This is a genomic window from Janthinobacterium paucivorans, assembly GCF_051380805.1.
Classification (GTDB): Bacteria; Pseudomonadota; Gammaproteobacteria; order Burkholderiales; family Burkholderiaceae_D; genus Janthinobacterium; species Janthinobacterium lividum_D.
Map to the genome: position 1 here is coordinate 188,414 of NZ_JBNYXR010000001.1, position 16,984 is coordinate 205,397.

Annotated in this window: 20 protein-coding genes; 11 read left to right on the top strand and 9 right to left on the bottom strand. The window is 61.1% G+C overall.

Features of this window, described 5'->3' with window-relative positions:
* Window positions 1–2 precede the first annotated feature (2 nt).
* Together flgM and flgA are read right to left on the bottom strand one after the other, a co-directional pair.
* Window positions 3–311 carry a flagellar biosynthesis anti-sigma factor FlgM gene (gene flgM, locus ACQ4V8_RS00820; protein ID WP_010400798.1) on the bottom strand — a complete coding sequence of 103 codons (309 nt, stop codon included), beginning with the start codon at window positions 309–311 and terminating at the stop codon, window positions 3–5.
* A 121-nt stretch (window positions 312–432) separates the two neighbouring features.
* On the bottom strand, window positions 433–1,128 hold the full coding sequence (gene flgA, locus ACQ4V8_RS00825; RefSeq protein ID WP_010400796.1) for a flagellar basal body P-ring formation chaperone FlgA: 696 nt from the start codon (window positions 1,126–1,128) through the stop codon (window positions 433–435).
* 191 nt (window positions 1,129–1,319) lie between these two features.
* On the opposite strand from flgA, the gene flgB reads away from it, so the two are divergent.
* From flgB to flgL, 11 genes are all read left to right on the top strand, one after another.
* The gene (gene flgB, locus ACQ4V8_RS00830) at window positions 1,320–1,772 is read left to right on the top strand and encodes a flagellar basal body rod protein FlgB (protein ID WP_029496606.1); all 453 of its coding nucleotides are present in this window, start codon (window positions 1,320–1,322) and stop codon (window positions 1,770–1,772) included.
* 2 nt (window positions 1,773–1,774) lie between these two features.
* Window positions 1,775–2,176, top strand: a complete 402-nt coding sequence (flgC, locus tag ACQ4V8_RS00835) for a flagellar basal body rod protein FlgC (RefSeq protein WP_010400792.1) — start codon at window positions 1,775–1,777, stop codon at window positions 2,174–2,176.
* Between the two features lie 15 nt (window positions 2,177–2,191).
* Complete coding sequence (locus tag ACQ4V8_RS00840) at window positions 2,192–2,890, top strand: flagellar hook assembly protein FlgD (protein WP_010400790.1); 699 nt, start codon at window positions 2,192–2,194, stop codon at window positions 2,888–2,890.
* 54 nt (window positions 2,891–2,944) lie between these two features.
* Window positions 2,945–4,492 carry a flagellar hook protein FlgE gene (locus tag ACQ4V8_RS00845; protein ID WP_070346411.1) on the top strand — a complete coding sequence of 516 codons (1,548 nt, stop codon included), beginning with the start codon at window positions 2,945–2,947 and terminating at the stop codon, window positions 4,490–4,492.
* Window positions 4,493–4,552: 60 nt separating this feature from the next.
* A complete protein-coding gene (locus tag ACQ4V8_RS00850; protein WP_010400782.1) occupies window positions 4,553–5,296 on the top strand; it encodes a flagellar basal body rod protein FlgF in 744 nt (247 codons plus the stop codon).
* A 72-nt stretch (window positions 5,297–5,368) separates the two neighbouring features.
* Window positions 5,369–6,151 (top strand): flagellar basal-body rod protein FlgG, encoded by a 783-nt coding sequence (gene flgG / locus ACQ4V8_RS00855; protein ID WP_010400781.1) that lies wholly within the window; start codon window positions 5,369–5,371, stop codon window positions 6,149–6,151.
* 50 nt (window positions 6,152–6,201) lie between these two features.
* Window positions 6,202–6,852, top strand: a complete 651-nt coding sequence (locus tag ACQ4V8_RS00860) for a flagellar basal body L-ring protein FlgH (RefSeq protein WP_029496605.1) — start codon at window positions 6,202–6,204, stop codon at window positions 6,850–6,852.
* A 2-nt stretch (window positions 6,853–6,854) separates the two neighbouring features.
* A complete protein-coding gene (locus tag ACQ4V8_RS00865; RefSeq protein ID WP_436570740.1) occupies window positions 6,855–7,970 on the top strand; it encodes a flagellar basal body P-ring protein FlgI in 1,116 nt (371 codons plus the stop codon).
* A 10-nt stretch (window positions 7,971–7,980) separates the two neighbouring features.
* A complete protein-coding gene (gene flgJ, locus ACQ4V8_RS00870; RefSeq protein WP_010400774.1) occupies window positions 7,981–8,901 on the top strand; it encodes a flagellar assembly peptidoglycan hydrolase FlgJ in 921 nt (306 codons plus the stop codon).
* 88 nt (window positions 8,902–8,989) lie between these two features.
* Window positions 8,990–10,957 carry a flagellar hook-associated protein FlgK gene (flgK, locus tag ACQ4V8_RS00875; RefSeq protein ID WP_070346412.1) on the top strand — a complete coding sequence of 656 codons (1,968 nt, stop codon included), beginning with the start codon at window positions 8,990–8,992 and terminating at the stop codon, window positions 10,955–10,957.
* Between the two features lie 51 nt (window positions 10,958–11,008).
* Window positions 11,009–12,250: a flagellar hook-associated protein FlgL gene (gene flgL, locus ACQ4V8_RS00880; protein WP_196854757.1), complete on the top strand. Its 1,242-nt coding sequence runs from the start codon at window positions 11,009–11,011 to the stop codon at window positions 12,248–12,250.
* A gap of 194 nt (window positions 12,251–12,444) precedes the next feature.
* On the opposite strand, the gene fliR is transcribed toward flgL, so the two are convergent.
* Genes fliR through fliL form a run of 7 tightly spaced genes read right to left on the bottom strand, consistent with a single transcriptional unit; the run spans window position 12,445 to window position 16,964 of the window.
* Window positions 12,445–13,311, bottom strand: a complete 867-nt coding sequence (gene fliR / locus ACQ4V8_RS00885) for a flagellar biosynthetic protein FliR (RefSeq protein WP_010400771.1) — start codon at window positions 13,309–13,311, stop codon at window positions 12,445–12,447.
* A 22-nt stretch (window positions 13,312–13,333) separates the two neighbouring features.
* Complete coding sequence (gene fliQ, locus ACQ4V8_RS00890) at window positions 13,334–13,603, bottom strand: flagellar biosynthesis protein FliQ (protein ID WP_010400769.1); 270 nt, start codon at window positions 13,601–13,603, stop codon at window positions 13,334–13,336.
* Between the two features lie 10 nt (window positions 13,604–13,613).
* Window positions 13,614–14,372 carry a flagellar type III secretion system pore protein FliP gene (gene fliP, locus ACQ4V8_RS00895; protein WP_495542701.1) on the bottom strand — a complete coding sequence of 253 codons (759 nt, stop codon included), beginning with the start codon at window positions 14,370–14,372 and terminating at the stop codon, window positions 13,614–13,616.
* Window positions 14,373–14,379: 7 nt separating this feature from the next.
* A complete protein-coding gene (fliO, locus tag ACQ4V8_RS00900; protein ID WP_010400767.1) occupies window positions 14,380–14,967 on the bottom strand; it encodes a flagellar biosynthetic protein FliO in 588 nt (195 codons plus the stop codon).
* Window positions 14,964–15,398: a flagellar motor switch protein FliN gene (gene fliN / locus ACQ4V8_RS00905; RefSeq protein ID WP_010400766.1), complete on the bottom strand. Its 435-nt coding sequence runs from the start codon at window positions 15,396–15,398 to the stop codon at window positions 14,964–14,966. Before fliN ends, fliO begins: the two co-directional genes overlap by 4 nt.
* Before the next feature lie 51 nt (window positions 15,399–15,449).
* Window positions 15,450–16,436, bottom strand: a complete 987-nt coding sequence (fliM, locus tag ACQ4V8_RS00910; protein WP_010400765.1) for a flagellar motor switch protein FliM — start codon at window positions 16,434–16,436, stop codon at window positions 15,450–15,452.
* Between the two features lie 6 nt (window positions 16,437–16,442).
* A complete protein-coding gene (fliL, locus tag ACQ4V8_RS00915; protein ID WP_010400763.1) occupies window positions 16,443–16,964 on the bottom strand; it encodes a flagellar basal body-associated protein FliL in 522 nt (173 codons plus the stop codon).
* Between the last annotated feature and the right edge of the window lie 20 nt (window positions 16,965–16,984).

A 16,984-nucleotide genomic window follows, 5' to 3' on the forward strand; every position in this document is an offset into this window, starting at 1 on the left:
ACCTATCTATTGCGTGAGTGCAGCAAGTCCTTGACTGTGTCGAGGAGACCGTCTGCCACTTTTTCAGAGTTGACCTGGAACTGGCCGTCGGCGATCGCCAGCTTGATGCGTTCGACTTTTTTCGTGTCGAACACGGCGCTGCTGCCGGCAGTTGCACTGGCCGCTAACGCCTGTCCTTGCGGCGACAGGCGTACATTGTCCGACGTCGTCGGTGTTGCCTGGGCTTTCTCGGCATTGCGGGCGCCGGAGGTACTCGCGGGCGACACCGGCAGGCCGGGATTGCTTTTAATAGTGTTGTCGGTAATTTTCACAGCGTGATCCTCGTCTGGTCGAAGTCAATAAACTCCGGGATATAGCTCTTTATCGGCACCTTCTTCCGAAACTTTAGTGCGCCAGACCAGAATATCGCTGTGCATCGCTGTTCTTCGCTGTTTAAAAGGCGACCTCCACCATGCCGCCAGCGCGCGCCACGCCGCTGATCTGCTGGCCGCTCTGCGTGCGTACTTGCACCGTCTGGCCATCGCCGGCGCTGCCGATGGCGCGTCCTTCTGATGCTACCTGAAAACCATTACCGCTGGAAACGACGCGCACCAGCTGGCCCTGCATCACCACTGGCTTGCGGCGCAGGGTGTCGAGGCGCATCGGCGTGCCTGGTGGCAAGGAAATATTCGTGCTCGCGCCCACGACCTGGGCCATGTCCGTGGCGATGCCTGCTGGCAATGCGGCCAAGTCACCCTGCATCGTCACCAGTTGGCTGGCGTCGATGGCTTGCCCTTGCGCCAGCGGCACGGCGCTGGCCACGTAATCGCCGACGACGGCTACGTTGGCTTGCAGATAAATGCTCCAGTTACTCGGCGCCGTGCAGCGCACGCCCACGGTGGTCTTGCCCCAGGCGCGGGCGCCCGGCGCCATGAATGCTTGCGGTGCGGGGCACGCCGCCAGATTCAGGCGCGGATCGACGGCGCCGACGCTGATCGTCACCTTGCCCGGCAAGCCCTTGCTTTGTACCTGCAGGAATTGTTCCACGCTGTTGCGCAGCGCTTCCGGCGTTTGCCGGCCGGCGTTTTGCGCCTGCGTCAGCGGTGGCAGGGCGGCAAGAGCGAGTAAGAGTGCAAGCGGTGTTTTCATGGTGATAGGCCTCTGGAATAGTGCCATGATAGTGCGCGCCGCCCTGATCGAAGCGTCGATTAAGGGGTAAAAGTATGGTCTGATCCGGCGATGGCCTTGCCGGTGCGCGCCGTACTATGTTTCCTGTCATCACTATACCGCCATCCTTCCGCCATCTCAGGCGCCAGTGGCAGATTTTTCCGGAGCCTGACATGATAGGGAAACTCGACGATTACATGCGCTTCAACGAGACGGCGCTGAGCCTGCGCTCGACGCGCCAGGAATTGCTCGCCTCGAATATCGCCAATGCCGACACGCCCAACTACAAGGCGCGCGATGTCGATTTCGCCAGCGCCTTGAAGGGGGCGATGGCGCGCAAGGATGGCGTGCCGCCGGCCCTCAAGGGCACGGCGCCGCAGCATATGCCGGGCAAGGGCTTAGCCGCTGGCGCAGGCAGCAGCACGGGCGGCAAGGTCGACGCGCTGGCCGACGGCACGCCGCTGCTGTACCGCGCACCGGCCCAGGGCGCCGTCGATGGCAATACGGTGGACATGGATCTCGAACGCAATGCCTTTGCCGACAACGCCATCCGCTACGAGGCAGCCGTGACGTTCCTCAACTCGCAGATCAAGGGCATGTTGACGGCCATCCAGGGAGGACAATAATTATGTCGCTGTTTAATATTTTCAATGTGTCCGGTTCGGCCATGAGCGCCCAGGCGCAGCGCCTGAACACGGTAGCGAGCAATCTGGCCAATGCCGACAGCGCCACCAGCGCCAGTGGCGAGGCTTACCGCGCCAAGCAAGTGGTGTTCGAGGCCGTGCCCCTGGCCAACGGCGCCACCGCCGTCAAGGTGCAGAAGGTGATCGAAGACCCGTCGCCGATGAAGCTGGTCTACGACCCGAAGAACCCGCTGGCCGACGAGAAGGGCTACGTCACCATGCCGAACGTGAATACGGTCGACGAGATGGTCAACATGCTGTCGGCTTCGCGCTCCTACCAGACCAATGTGGAAACCATGAATGCGGCCAAGTCGCTGCTCCTGAAAACCCTTACGCTCGGCCAATAAGGCTGACTGACTATTATGGCAACCATCGATACCAGCTCTGCCACCGTCACCGACTTGATGGCGACAATGAATCCGAAGAAGACGACGGCCGCGAAGGGCAGCGTCGAGGAAGAAACGAATAAATTCCTGACGTTGCTGGTGACCCAGCTGAAAAATCAGGACCCGATGAACCCGCTGGACAATGCGCAGCTGACCAGCCAGCTGGCCCAGCTGTCGACGGTGACGGGCGTCAACAAGCTCAATACCACGCTGGAAACGCTGAAAACCAGTTACCAGCAGGCCGAATCCATGCAGGCGGCCAATATCATCGGTCATGGCGTGCTGACGGCAGGCAAGAACATCACCCTGAGCAAGAGCGCGGCCTTGCTGGGCGTGGAGTTGGCGACGCCGGCCGACAGCGTCAAGGTCCTCATTTACAACGGTGCGGGCAAGCAAGTCCATTCCATCGACCTGGGCCCGCAGGATGCGGGTACCTTGCCCTTGGGCTGGAATGGCGCCACTGCCGACCTCGACAAGGATGGCAAGCCGATCGTGCTGGCCGACGGTGCCTACACCTTCTCGGTGGAAGCAACGCGCGGCGGTAGCAAACTCACCGATGCAGCGGCGCTGATGTTCGGTTCGGTCGCCAGCGTATCGACGGGCGCCGCTGGCGTGAAATTGAATGTGCCGGGCGTGGGCAGCATCACCATGGCCGATGTGAAACAAATTTTGTAAGCCGCTCATTTGTAGCGTAGACCCTCTACACCTCATTTCTACCAGGAGAATACAATGTCTTTCCAACAAGGCCTGAGCGGCTTGAACGGCGCCGCCAAATCGCTGGACGTCATCGGCAACAACATCGCCAACTCGGCCACCGTAGGTTTCAAGCAATCGCAGGCGCAGTTCGCCGATATCTATGCCAACTCGCTGTATGGCGTGGGCGGCAACCAGCCTGGCATCGGTGTTTCCGTATCGCAAGTAGCGCAGCTGTTTAACCAGGGTAACCTGGAGAGTTCGTCCAATCCGCTCGACATCGCCATCAATGGCGGCGGTTTCTTCCGCACCAGTGTCAACGGCACCATCCAGTATTCGCGCAACGGCCAGTTCCAGGTCGACAAGAGCGGCTTCATCATCAATGCACAGAAAGCCCAGCTGACCGGCTATCCGGCCGATGTGAACGGCAAGATCTTAGCTGGCGCCACCGTGCCCCTGCAGATCGACCCGGCCGACATGGCGCCGCAGGCGACCAGCAAGGTCGATACCCAGGTCAACCTCGATTCCAATTCGGAGATGCCGACCGTGGTGCCGTTCAGCGTGAGCGAGCAGAAATCGTGGACCAAGCAGTTCCCCGTGCCGGTCTTCGATTCGCTCGGCAATTCGCACACCATGTCCAATTTCTACGTCAAGACCGGCACCAATTCCTGGGATGTCTACACAGCCACTGACGGCATGGAAATCACCAGCGCGAAAGTGGCGTCGACGGCGCAGACCGATGCCGCCTCGCTCGCTGCGCGCGCCGCCTATCAGGCCGCCGCCACGGCCGTGCCGCTGGTGCCGGCCAATATTACGGCTGCCGCCGTCGCCTATGGCAACGCCGCCGGCGCTGCCGTGCGCGCCGCAGCCGCCACGGCCGGCGCCAGCCCCGCCCAGCTGGCCGCCATCAGCGCCACCTATGGCAGCGCCGTGCCCAACGGCATCAATTCGAGCCTGACGCCAGATCAGATCGACAGTAATATCGCTAAGGTGACGCAAGTGCCCGCCGTGAGGTCGGCTTCGCTGGTGTTCAACAGCGTCGGCAGCCTGGACAAGGCAGCCATGCTGGCCCTGACGCCGCCGCAAACCTTGCCGGTGACGGTCAACCTGCCTGTGTTCCCCGCCACAGGCGCGAACTCGAACCTGGCGATCAAGGTCGACTTCAGCAATTCCACCCAGCTCAGTTCGTCCACCAGCGAAAAGCGGACCGTGGCCGATGGCTATGCGGCTGGCCAGTTGAGCCGTTTCGTCGTGGGCACCGATGGCGTGATTCAGGGCCAGTACAACAATGGCAAGACGCGTGACCTGGGGCAGGTGGTGCTGACCAAGTTTGCCAATCCGAATGGCCTTGAGCCGCTGGGCAACAATGCCTGGGCGGAAAGCTCGACCTCGGGCAGCCCCATGACGGGCGAGCCGAGCTCGGGTGGCCTGGGTGACTTGCGCGCCTCGTCGGTGGAAGTGTCGAACGTGGACTTGACGGCCGAACTGGTCAACATGATCACTGCCCAGCGCGCCTATCAGGCGAACGCGCAGACCATCAAGACGCAGGATTCGGTCTTGCAAACACTCGTCAACCTGCGTTAAGTGTAAGGGGAGCAGTTCTTTCGGACTGCTCCCGGCTTTCGTTTTGCACGGAGAAAAAACATGGACCGTCTCATCTACACCGCCGGCTCGGGCGCCAAGCACATCCTGGACAAGCAGGCCACTACCGCGAATAATCTGGCGAACGCCACCAGCACGGGTTTCCGTGCCCAGCTCGACTCGTTTCGCGCCGTGCCCGTCGTGGCCGATGGCATGATGCCGACACGTGCTTTCGTTGTCGATTCGACCGTTGGTTCCGATTTCACGCAAGGACCCATGCAGCACACGGGTCGCGCGCTCGATGTGGCCGTGGAAAACAGCGGCTGGATCGCGGTACAGTCGACCGACGGTTCCGAAGCCTATACGCGCAATGGCGCTTTCAAGCTCAATGAAAACGGTATGCTGCAGACGCAATCGGGCCTGATGATACAGGGCGACACGGGCCCGCTGGCCGTTCCACCGGGCGTGACAGTGACTATTGCCGGCGATGGCACGGTGGGTACGATTTCCACCGACGTGCCGCCAGGGCCGTCCACGGTGCTGGGGCGCATCAAGCTGGTCAACCCGCCCGAGCAGCAACTGGTGCGCGGCGATGACGGCCTGTTCCGCTTGAAGGATGGCACGCTGGCGCAGGCCGACCAGGCCGTCAAATTGACCACGGGCGCGCTGGAGGGCAGCAATGTCAGCCCCGTCGAATCGATGGTCAGCATGATCGCTCTGGCGCGCCAGTTCGAAACCCAAATGAGCTTGTTGAAGAATGCCGAGAATAACGCGGCGAAAGCCACCCAGATCCTCGCTTTGAATTGATAGAGCCGGTCGCATAATGGTTACATAGAAATAGCTTACAGGGCTGGCAAGCGCTGTTATTGGAGAAAAAACATGATTCGTTCCCTTTGGATAGCCAAGACCGGCCTGGAAGCGCAGCAGACGCAGATGGACGTGATCGCCAATAACCTGGCCAACGTCAGCACCACCGGCTTCAAGAAGTCGCGCGCCGTGTTTGAAGACTTGCTGTATCAAAATGTGCGCCAGCCGGGCGCGCAATCGTCGCAGCAAACCCAGCTGCCTTCGGGTCTGCAGATCGGCACCGGCGTGCGTACCGTGGCTACCGAGCGCATCCATACCCAGGGCAATCCCCAGGCGTCGGGCAATTCGCGCGATGTGATGGTCAATGGCACCGGTTTCTTCCAGGTGCTGCTGCCCGATGGCGCCACCGCCTACACGCGCGACGGCTCCTTCCAGACCGATGCCAACGGCCAGCTCGTCACTTCCGAAGGCTTCGTCATCCAGCCCGCCATCACCGTGCCGACGAACGCGCTGAGCCTGACAGTGGCGCGCGACGGCACCGTCTCCGTTACCCTGCCCAATACGGTGGCGCCATCGCAGATCGGTTCGCTGCAGCTGACCACCTTCGTCAATCCGGCTGGCCTCGAATCGAAGGGTGAAAACCTGTACATGGAAACGGGCGCTTCCGGCGTGGCGCAGACCAATACCCCGGGCACGAATGGCGCGGGGGTGCTGATGCAGGGTTATATTGAAAGCTCGAATGTCAACGTGGCCGAGGAAATGGTCAACATGATCCAGACGCAGCGCGCCTACGAGATCAACAGCAAGGCCATCACCACATCCGATCAAATGCTGCAGAAATTGTCGCAACTCTAATGTTCATCGTCGTCCTGCCATCCGCCAACGGATGGCCGCGGAGGTTCCTCATGCAATACCCCATCATCGCCCTGTTGTCTGCAGTCCTGTTGTCTGGCTGCGCCATTACGCCCACCTCGATCGTGCAATACCCTACCACCACGCGCGCGCCGATGCCCGAACCGGTGGTCGTCAGCAACGGTTCCATCTACCAGCCATCGACCTACCGTCCCGCCTTCGAAGATCGCCGCGCGCGCCACGTGGGCGACATCATGATCATTGCCATTACCGAGCGCACCAATGCCGTCAAGGCGGGCGCCAGTTCCGGCAACAAGTCCGGCAGCGTGGGCTTCAGCACGCCCGGCCTGGCCCAGGGCCGTCTGGGCGGCACCGTCTCGGCAAATGGCGCAACGAAATTTGCCGATGGCGACAACCAATCCGCCAGCAACACCTTTTCCGGCACGATCGGCGTGACGGTGATCGAGGTGCTGCCAAACGGCAACCTTATCGTGGCTGGCGAAAAACAGATCGCCATGAACAAGGGCACGGAATTCATCCGCTTCTCGGGCATGGTCAATCCCGACACCATCGGCATCGGCAACGTCGTGCCATCGACGCAGGTAGCCGACGCGCGCGTCGAATACCGCACCAACAGCCAGATCGACCGCGCCGAAATGGCGTCGATGGCTTCGCGCTTCTTCCTCAGCTTGCTGCCATTCTGATCATGACTACGTTTACTTTTCAGCGCGTTTTGATCGCCATCGGCCTGGCCATGTGCCTGCTGGCACCCGTGGCGCAGGCCGAGCGCCTGAAAGACTTGGCCAGCATCGCCGGCGTACGTCAGAATCAGCTGATGGGCTATGGCCTCATCGTCGGCCTCGATGGCAGCGGCGACCAGACCACGCAAACGCCGTTCACCATCCAGAGCGTGGCGGCGATGCTACAGCAGCAAGGCATTAACTTGCCGCAAGGCACGAGCTTGCAGCTGAAAAACGTGGCCGCCGTGATGGTGACGACAGCCTTGCCCGCGTTTGCCCAGCCGGGCCAGTTGCTCGACGTGACGGTGTCGTCGATGGGCAATGCAAAAAGCTTGCGCGGCGGCACTTTATTGATGACGCCTTTGAAGGGCGCCGATGGCCAGGTGTATGGCATGGCGCAGGGTAATGTACTGGTGGGTGGCGTAGGCGCGCAGGCGGCCGGCAGCTCGGTGGTCATCAATCACTTGAGCGTGGGACGCATTTCGGGCGGTGCCACCGTCGAGCGCACCGTGCCTTCGGTACTGGGCGCCAACAACACGATACGCCTGGAATTGAATGCGACCGATTTCGCTACCGCCAGCCGCGTCGTCGATGCCATCAACAGCCGCTACGGCGCCGGCACGGCTGCGGCGCTGGACGGGCGGGTGATCCAGGTGCAGTCGCCCGGTGGCAGCGACCAGCGCGTGACCTTTCTGGGCCAACTGGAAAGCATCGAAGTCAATCCGGCCCGCCTGGCCGCCAAGGTCATCATGAATGCGCGTACCGGTTCCGTGGTGATGAACCAGTCCGTGACCCTGGAAACGTGCGCCATTTCGCATGGCAACCTGTCCGTCACCGTCACTGTAGAGCCCGATGTGAGCCAGCCGGCGCCTTTGTCGGGCGGGCGCACGACGGTTACGCAGACAGCACAGATCGATATCAAGAAAGAACCGGGCAAGGTCATGCTGGTCAAGGGCGGCGCCTCGCTGGCCGAGGTGGTGAAAGCCTTGAATGCCATCGGCGCCTCGCCGCAAGACTTGCTGGCCATCCTGCAGGCGATGAAGGCGGCCGGTTCGCTGCGCGCCGAACTCGAAATCATTTGATGGGTACGCCATGATCAGCCAAACCGACCTCAGCAATACCGCCGCCTACGACGTCAAGGGCATGGATGGCTTGCGCCAGTCCGCCAAGGCGAAGGACCCAGCCGCCCTGAAAGAGGCAGCTACGCAGTTTGAAGCCATGTTTATCAACATGATGATGAAAAGCATGCGCGACGCCTCGCCGCAGGACGGCATCATGGATAGCCAGCAAAGCAAGATGTACACCTCGATGCTGGACCAGCAGACCAGCCAGAACCTGGCCAAGCGTGGCACGGGCCTGGCGGACGTGCTGATACGTCAGTTGTCGTCCTCGAACCAGGCGCTCGCTGCCGATGGCGCCGAAGCGCCGTCGCCGCGTTCGTCGAGCATGGCGCAGGCGCTGGCAGCCTTCCGCCAGCAGCAGGGCGCGCTGACCGATGGCGCGGCCAGCACCACCGGCAAGACCTTGAGCGACAAGGCCAATGCCACGCAGGCGCCACACGTGCGCGCGTTTCAGGAAAAACTCGGCGTGCATGCGGAAGAAGCCAGCCGCGCTACCGGCATCCCGGCCAAGTTCATGCTGGGCCAGGCTGCGCTGGAGACGGGCTGGGGCAAGCGCGAAATCATCAGCCGCGACGGCAGCAGCAGCCACAACCTGTTCGGCATCAAGGCCTCAAGTGACTGGAAGGGCAAGGTCGCGGAAGCTGTCACCACGGAATATGTAAACGGCAAGGCGCAGCGCAAGGTGGAAAAATTCCGCGCCTACGACAGTTATGCGGACAGCTTCAAGGATTATGCGCAGTTGATTACCGGCAACAAGCGCTACGAAAAAGTGCTGGCCAGTGCGGGCGACGCCAGCAAGTTCGCCCAGGGCTTGCAAAAGGCTGGTTACGCGACGGACCCCAACTATGCGGCCAAATTGACAAAAATAATCAATCATTCGCTGGTCGGTTAAGGCGCGTCCCTACCCTTGTGCAGGCCGCGTGCTTCAAGTTTTCGCCGCAACTGCCGTAAATCATCTTGACGGTAAACAATAAGACACCATGACTTCGAATCTCCTCAGTATTGGTAAAAGCGGTTTGCTTGCAGCGCAGGTGGGCCTGTCGACGACCGGGCATAACATCACCAATGCAAATGTGCCCGGGTATAATCGCCAGACGGTACTGCAGCAGACTGCGCATTCGAACTATGCCGGCTACGGCTTCGTCGGCACGGGCACGGAAGTGTCGCAGATCAAGCGCCAGTACGACAGCTTCATCGCCACCCAGGTCAATGCTGCACAAAGCGCCACCAGTGCGCTCGATAGTTATCACACGCAGATCAGCCAGATCGACAACTTGCTGGCCGATCCCACGGCCGGTCTCTCGCCCGCGCTGCAGGATTTCTTCAAGGGCGTGCAGGACTTCAGCGCCAATCCGTCCTCGGTCGCTTCGCGCCAGGCCTTGCTGTCGAGCGCCGGCTCGCTCACTTCCCGTTTCCAGGGTTTGAGCGCGCGCCTGACGGAGATCGGCGACGGCGTCAATTCACAGATCACGTCGAGTGTGACGGTGATTAATACCTATGCCAAGCAGCTCGCCGAGCTGAATCAATCGATTTCTCAGCTGTCGGTCGATGCCAGCAACCAGCCCAACGATCTGCTGGACCAGCGCGACCAGCTGATCACGGAATTGAACAAATATGTCAAGGCGACGGTGCAACCGGCAGCCAACAATACCGTGACCATTTCCATCGGCGCGGGCCAGCCGCTGGTGGTGGCCGAGCGCAGCTTTGCGCTCGCCGCCACGCCTTCGCGGACCGACCCTAACCGCATAGAGGTAGGCTACGTCACGGGCAGTACTGTCACGGTGCTGCCGGACAGCTCCCTGACCGGTGGCTCGCTGGGCGGCTTGCTGGAGTTTCGCAGCGGCACGCTGGACAATGTCGAGAACTCTCTGGGCAAGGTGGCCATCGCGCTGGCCAGCACCTTCAATGACCAGCACAAGCTGGGCCAGGACTTGAGTGGCGCCATGGGCGGCGACTTTTTCAAGATACCTGACCCCGTGATCGGTGCCGACCGTGGCAACAACGCCAGCAGCACCACCGTGCTGTCGGCCAAGGTCAGCGACGCCACCAAGCTGACAGCCAGCGATTACAGCCTGAAATACGATGGCAGCAACTACGTGGTGACGCGCGAATCGGACGGCACGCACACCATCATCAACCCGTATCCGCAAACCGCGCCGCAAACCATCGATGGCGTCGATTTCTCGATCTCGGGCGCGGCCGCGCAGGGCGATAATTACGTCATCAAGCCGACGGCAAATGGCGCGGCCGGCCTGGCTGTGCTGATCACCGACCGCAACAAGATGGCCGCCGCCTCTCCCATTGCCACCTCGGCACCGGTGGCCAATACGGGTTCAGGCAAGCTTAGTCCAGGCTCGGTCGACAAGGCCTACCTGACCCCGGGCAATGCCCTGACGGGTCCGCTGACGTTAACATATGACAAGGCGACTACCTCGCTGACGGGTTTCCCGCCGAGCCAGGCGGTGACGGTCAAGGGCTTGAATGGCAGCACCACGACCTATCCGGCCGGGACGGCGAATATCCCGTACAAGGAAGGCGATAACTTCAGCTTCGGCGGCATCAATGTCAGCATGACGGGCGCGCCGGCGCAGGGCGATAAATTTACCATTGCGCCCAACACGGGCGGCGTGGGCGACAACCGCAACGCGGTGCTGCTGGCGGGCTTGCAGACCAAGAATATCCTCGATGGCGGCAATACCACGTTCCAGGGTTCGTATGCGCAAACCGTCAGTTTCGTGGGCAACAAGACACGCGAAGTACAGGTCAGTGGCCTGGCCAGCCTGGCCTTGCTGCAGCAGACCAGCACCCAGCAGCAGGCCATTTCTGGCGTCAACCTCGACGAAGAGGCGGCCAACCTGCTGCGTTACCAGCAATCGTATCAGGCGTGCGGCAAGGTCATGCAGATCGCCAGCACCTTGTTCGATGTGGTGATCGGTCTGGGACGTTAATTAATTTTTACCGCAGCGCAGCGCGCCGCGGCTTTCAGGAAGGGCAGCATCATGCGCATCAGCACACGAATGATTTATGACCAGGGCAGCGCCCAGCTGAACAATCTGCAGGGCGCCTTGAACCGTACGCAGATGCAGCTGTCGTCGAACCGTCGCAATCTGACGCCGGCCGATGATCCGATCGCCTCGGCGCGCGCGCTGGAAGTGACGCAGTCGCAATCGATCAATACCCAGTTCGTGACGAACCGCTTGAATGCAAAGAATTTCCTGTCGCAGGAAGAGCTGGCATTGGCCAGCACCACCTCGCTGATCGCCGACGTGAAAGACCTGGTCGTGAAGGCCGGTAATACTTCTCTCAAGGATGTCGACCGCGAAACCCTGGCCAAGGAGCTGGAAGGCCGGCTGACCGACTTGTTGGGCATTGCGAACACGGCCGACGGCGCTGGCGGCTATCTGTTTTCCGGTTATAAATCCACCACCCAGCCATTCAGCCAGACGCCGACGGGCGCCACCTACGTGGGCGACCAGGGACAGCGTGAACTGCAGGTGGGATCGGCGCGCTACCTGCCGACCAGCGATTCCGGCGCCATCGTGTTCGAGAATAACCTGACCGGCAACGGCAAGTTCACCACGGCAGCGGCCACCGCCAATTTCACGCGCGGCGGCTCAGGCATCATTTCCAGCGGCACGGTGACGGATCCGTCGGCCTTGACGGGGCATAAGTATTCGATCGATTTCAACATCACGGGCACGGGCACAACCGCCGTCACCACCTATACTGTCACGGACGCCACCTTGGGCCAGACGGTGCCAAATCCCGCCGTACCCGTCGCCTACAAGTCGGGCGACACCATCACCTTCGACGGCCAGCAGCTGAACATCACGGGAAAACCGGCCGATCTGGATAGCTTTACGCTGGAGCCGAGCGCCAAGGAATCGCTGTTTACCAGCGTGAGAAACCTGATCGGCGTGCTGCGCCAGACGGCCGTCGGCGACGCGGGCCAGGCGCGCCTGACGAATGGCTTGAACGCCGCGCATAATATTCTCGACACCGCTTACGACAATGTACTGTCGGTGCGCACCGAAGTGGGCGCCCGCATGAAGGAACTCGATTATCTCGACAGCGCAGGCGAAGACCTCGACATCCAGTACGCCACCACGCTGTCCGACTTGCAAGATCTCGACATGGTCAAGGCCATCTCCAGCTTCACCCAGCAGCAAGTGACCCTGCAGGCGGCACAAAAATCGTTCAGTTCCATCTCGGGCCTGTCGCTGTTCAATTACATCAGCTAAGCGGCCAGCAGCGCGCAATGAGCGGCAAGCCGGGGCAGGCAGTGCGTCTCCCGCCCCGGCTTTTTTGCGCCCGCAAGCTGGCCATCCTTGCAAACTACGCAGGCAAGCTGTGCAGTCTACTGCATCGCTGTTGTGCTGGAGGATCGTTGAGCCACTGCCTGCTGCCCATGGCTATCTGAGCGCGGCGGCGAGCATCAGCGCGCGGGTGGCAGCGGCGACGGCGCCGGTAGCGCAGGGCGCAAGGGGTTCGGCGGCGCGGGCGGTGGCGGGCGGTCGCGCGTGGCAAAGCCGCGCGGCAGCAGGCGCGCCGTTTCTATGCCGCGCAGGAACATATTCTGGAAGGGTGTCGCCAAGTAGGGCAAGACCATGCTGATCACCAGCAAGCCCACGCCCAGGGTGACGGGGAAGCCGATGCCGAAAATGTTCAGCTGCGGCGCAGCGCGCGTCAAAATGCCCAGCGCCACGTTGGTCAGCAGCAAGGCAGCGATGACGGGCAGCGAAATCTGCAGGCCGGAACGGAAGATTTCCCCGCCCCAGGCCGCCACTTGCTGGAAGCCGCCGCTGCTGATCGGACTCGATGAAATCGGCAGGCTGATAAAACTCTCCGCCAGCGCCGCCAGCAAGACCAGGTGGCCGTTGACGGTGAGAAACATCAACGTGGCCAGCATGACGAGGAACTGGCTGATGGCCGACGAGCGGCCCTTGGTTTGCGGGTCGAAGAAGGAGGCGAAGCCCAGGCCCATGGTCAGACTGCTGAGCTCGCCGGCCATTTCGATGGCGGAAAACACGATGCGGATGGAAAAGCCCATGGCCAGGCCCACCAGCATCTCTTGCGTCAGGATCAGCAAACCGGGCAAGGACATCGGGTTGATGGCAGGCAGGGCTGGCACGGTGGGGGCGATGATCATGGCCAGCAGCGCGCCCAGGGTCACCTTCACGCTGGCCGGTACGGCAGCGTTGCCGAACAGGGGCGCGGCCGCAATCAGGCCGAGGATGCGGCTAAGCGGCCACAGCAATGCTGCGATCCAGGTATTGAGTTCGATGCTCGACAGGGTCAGCATTGCGTCTGCCGTGGCGCCATGCCTAGCCTACCAGGTTCGGAATGCCGGTAAATACCTGGCGCATGTAGTCGAGCATGACGGACAGCATCCACGGGCCCGCCGCGATGAGGGCAACAAAGATGCCGACCAGCTTGGGGATAAAGGACAGGGTCGACTCGTTGATCTGCGTAGCGGCCTGGAAAATACTCACGATCAAGCCGATGATGAGGGCGACGAGCAGCATGGGCGCAGCCACCATCAGGGTCACTTCCATCGCATGGCGGCCCAGGGTCATGACGCTTTCGGGTGTCATCGTGCCTCCCCTAGTAAAAACTCTGAGACAAGGAGCCCAGCAGCAACTGCCAGCCATCGACCAGCACGAAGAGCATCAATTTGAATGGCAGCGAAATCGTCGCTGGCGACATCATCATCATCCCCATCGACATCAGCACGCTGGCGACCACCATGTCGATGATCAAAAACGGGATGAAGATGGCAAAGCCGATCTGGAACGCGGTTTTCAGTTCACTGGTGACGAAGGCGGGCACGAGGATGCGCAGCGGCACGTCTTCCGGGCCTTGCAGCGCCGGCGAGCGCGACATCTTGGCAAACAGGGCCAAGTCGGCTTGGCGCGTCTGCTTGAGCATGAAGGTTTTCAGCGGATCGACGCCCTTGTCCATCGCTTGTTGCATGCTGATCTTGTTTTCCTGGTAGGGAAGATAGGCATCCGTATACATCTTGTCGAACACGGGACCCATGACGAACAGGGTCAAAAACAGGGCCAGCCCTACCAGCACCTGGTTGGGTGGCGCCGATTGCGTGCCGATGGCCTGGCGCAGCAAGGACAGCACGATGATGATGCGCGTAAAGGAGGTCATCATCAAGAGCGCCGCCGGCAAAAAGGTGAGCGACGTCATCAGGATGAGCGTCTGCACCGGCAAGGAGTAATTTTGCCCGCCGCCCGGCGCTGGCGTGCTGTTGAAGGCCGGTATGCCCGGCTGGGCCATGGCCCACAGCGGCAAGGCCAGCGCGACGCCCGCCAGCAGCCAGGTCAAGGGAGTCTTTAGCTTGGAGCACATCATTTGCTGCTTATTTCCCATTGCGTTTTTCGATGGTCTGTTTCAGCCACTCGGAAAAATTGGCGGCGGCGGGGCCGTTTTGTGCCGCTGCCAGTTGCGGCAACTCGCCTTCCTGGCGCGCCATGGTCGCCAGCGCGTTGATGCGGCCAGGCGAGGCGCCGACGACGATCCACTGGTCGGCTACCTCGACGAGGACGATGCGTTCGCGTCCGCCCAGGTTGAGCGAACTGACGACGCGCATTTTGTTGTTGCCGCCCATGACCTTGGGGCCATAACGCTTCATGAACCAGGCCAGGCCGATCAGCAGGGCCAGCACGAAGACGAGCGCGAAGATGGTTTGCAGCAGGCTGCCCGCCGAGCTGGTCGGCGCCATCGCCATGGGCGCGCCGGCCGGCATGGCGGGCAGGGCGGCGGCAGGGGCGGGTGCCGCTGCAGCGGCGGCAGCGGGTTTTTCAGATGCAACTTCGGCAGCTGCGCTGGGCGCCGCCGTTTCGGCCGGGACCGAAGCTGGTACGGGCGCCGAAGCCGGCGCCGCCAGCGCAATGCTGCATGCCGCCATGAGCGGCAGCACGGTGGAAATGAACAGGCCAGGCTTCATTTATTCAATTTTCGAATGCGTTCGGAAGGCGTGATGATGTCGGTCAGGCGGATACCAAACTTGTCATTCACCACCACCACTTCGCCCTGGGCAATCAGGCAGCCGTTCACCAGCACGTCCATCGGTTCGCCGGCCAGGCCGTCGAGCTCGACCACGGAACCCTGCGCCAGTTGCAGCAGGTTCTTGATGGCGATCTTGGTACGCCCCAGTTCGACCGTTAGCTGCACGGGGATATCGAGGATGAAATCGATATCGTTGTGCGTTTCCGACTTCGATGGCTGCTTGGAAAAGTCCTTGAACACGGCGGCGCTGGCCGCGCTGGCCGTGCTGGCGGCCTGGTTTTGCAGCGCTTCCGCTTCGGCCTTGGCCTGTTCGGCAATGGCCGCGCCCCAATCGTCTTCCGCAGTTTGGTCGTCTTGGTTGTCAGACATGTGTTTCTCCTGTTGTACAGATACGGACCGCAACGCGGCCAGTGCAATTATTTAGTGATTGTTCATGTTGTCGGCGTTCGCCAACAACTTTTCGACCTTCAGCGCATATTGTCCGTTCAACACGCCGTACGTGCAATCCATCACGGGCACGCCGTCGACGGTGGCGGCGATCAGTTCGGGAATGTTGAGGGGGATAATGTCGCCCACCTTCATGTTCAAGATTTCGTCGAACGAGACGCGCGCCGTGCCCAGCGAGGCCACCAGTTCGACTTCGGCGATCTGGATTTGCTGTGTCATCAGGCGGATCCAGCGCTTGTCCACTTCCAGCGCCTCGCCCTGCAGGCTCGAAGTGAGCGAATCGCGGATCGGTTCGATCATCGAATACGGCATGCAGAAGTGAATTTGTCCGGAAACAGAGCCTAATTCCACCGTAAACGTCGACGCCACCACCACTTCGTTCGGCGTGGCGATGTTGGCGAACTGCGTGTTCATTTCAGAGCGGATATATTCGAACTCGACGGGGAAGACCGGCTCCCACGACTTGGTGTAAGCTTCAAAAACGATGTCGAGGATGCGCAAAATGATGCGCTGCTCGGTCTGCGTAAAGTCGCGCCCTTCGACGCGCGTGTGAAAACGTCCATCGCCGCCGAACAGATTGTCGACCAGCAAGAACACCAGGCCCGGATCGAAGACCATCAGGGCCGTACCGCGCAGCGGCTTCATGTGGACCAGGTTCAAATTGGTTGGCACCACCAAGTTACGGATGAACTCGCTGTATTTCGATACGCGTACGGAACCGACCGACACTTCGGCGCTGCGGCGCAGGAAGTTGAACAGGCCCACGCGCAGCAGGCGGGCGAAACGCTCGTTGATAATTTCCAACGTTGGCATCCGGCCGCGCACAATGCGCTCCTGGGTTGCCAGGTTGTAGGTACGAACTCCCGCGACATCTTCCGGCGTCTGTGCGTCGTCCTGGTCTCCGTTGACGCCCTTCAGAAGGGCATCGACTTCTTCCTGGGAGAGGAAATTATCGGCCATGGCTGCTTATTGAATGATGAATGCGGTAAATAATACGTCCGTCACGTCTTGCTCCGGCCCTTTGCCCTCAAACGGCTGGTTCACCTGATTGATGATTTCGGCCGCCAGTTGCTGCTTGCCTTCCACGGTGTTCAGTTCGGAGGCCTTTTTGCCGGACAGCAGCAGCAGCAAGCGGCTGCGCACTTTCGGCATGTTGACCTTGATCAAGTCCATTTCTTCCGGGCTGCTGACCTGCAAGGTGAAGGCGATTTGCAGGTATTGCTCGCCATTTTCCGGCTGCAAGTTGACGGTGAAGGAGTCGATGGGCACGAAGACGGGTGGGCCCGCTTTGGAGGCTGCATGTTTCTGCTTCTTCTTGCTGGGCGCCGCTTCTTCTTCCTTATCGGCCTTGCCATGCAGGAAGTACCAGGCTGCACCGCCGCCGATACCGCCGGCCAACAGCACCGCGGCCAGCACTATGATCAGAAGCTTCTTTTTCGAGGCACCGGCGGGGGCCAGGCCTGCATCTGCTTTCGGATCTGCTTTCATTTTTGGATTTGCTTTCAATG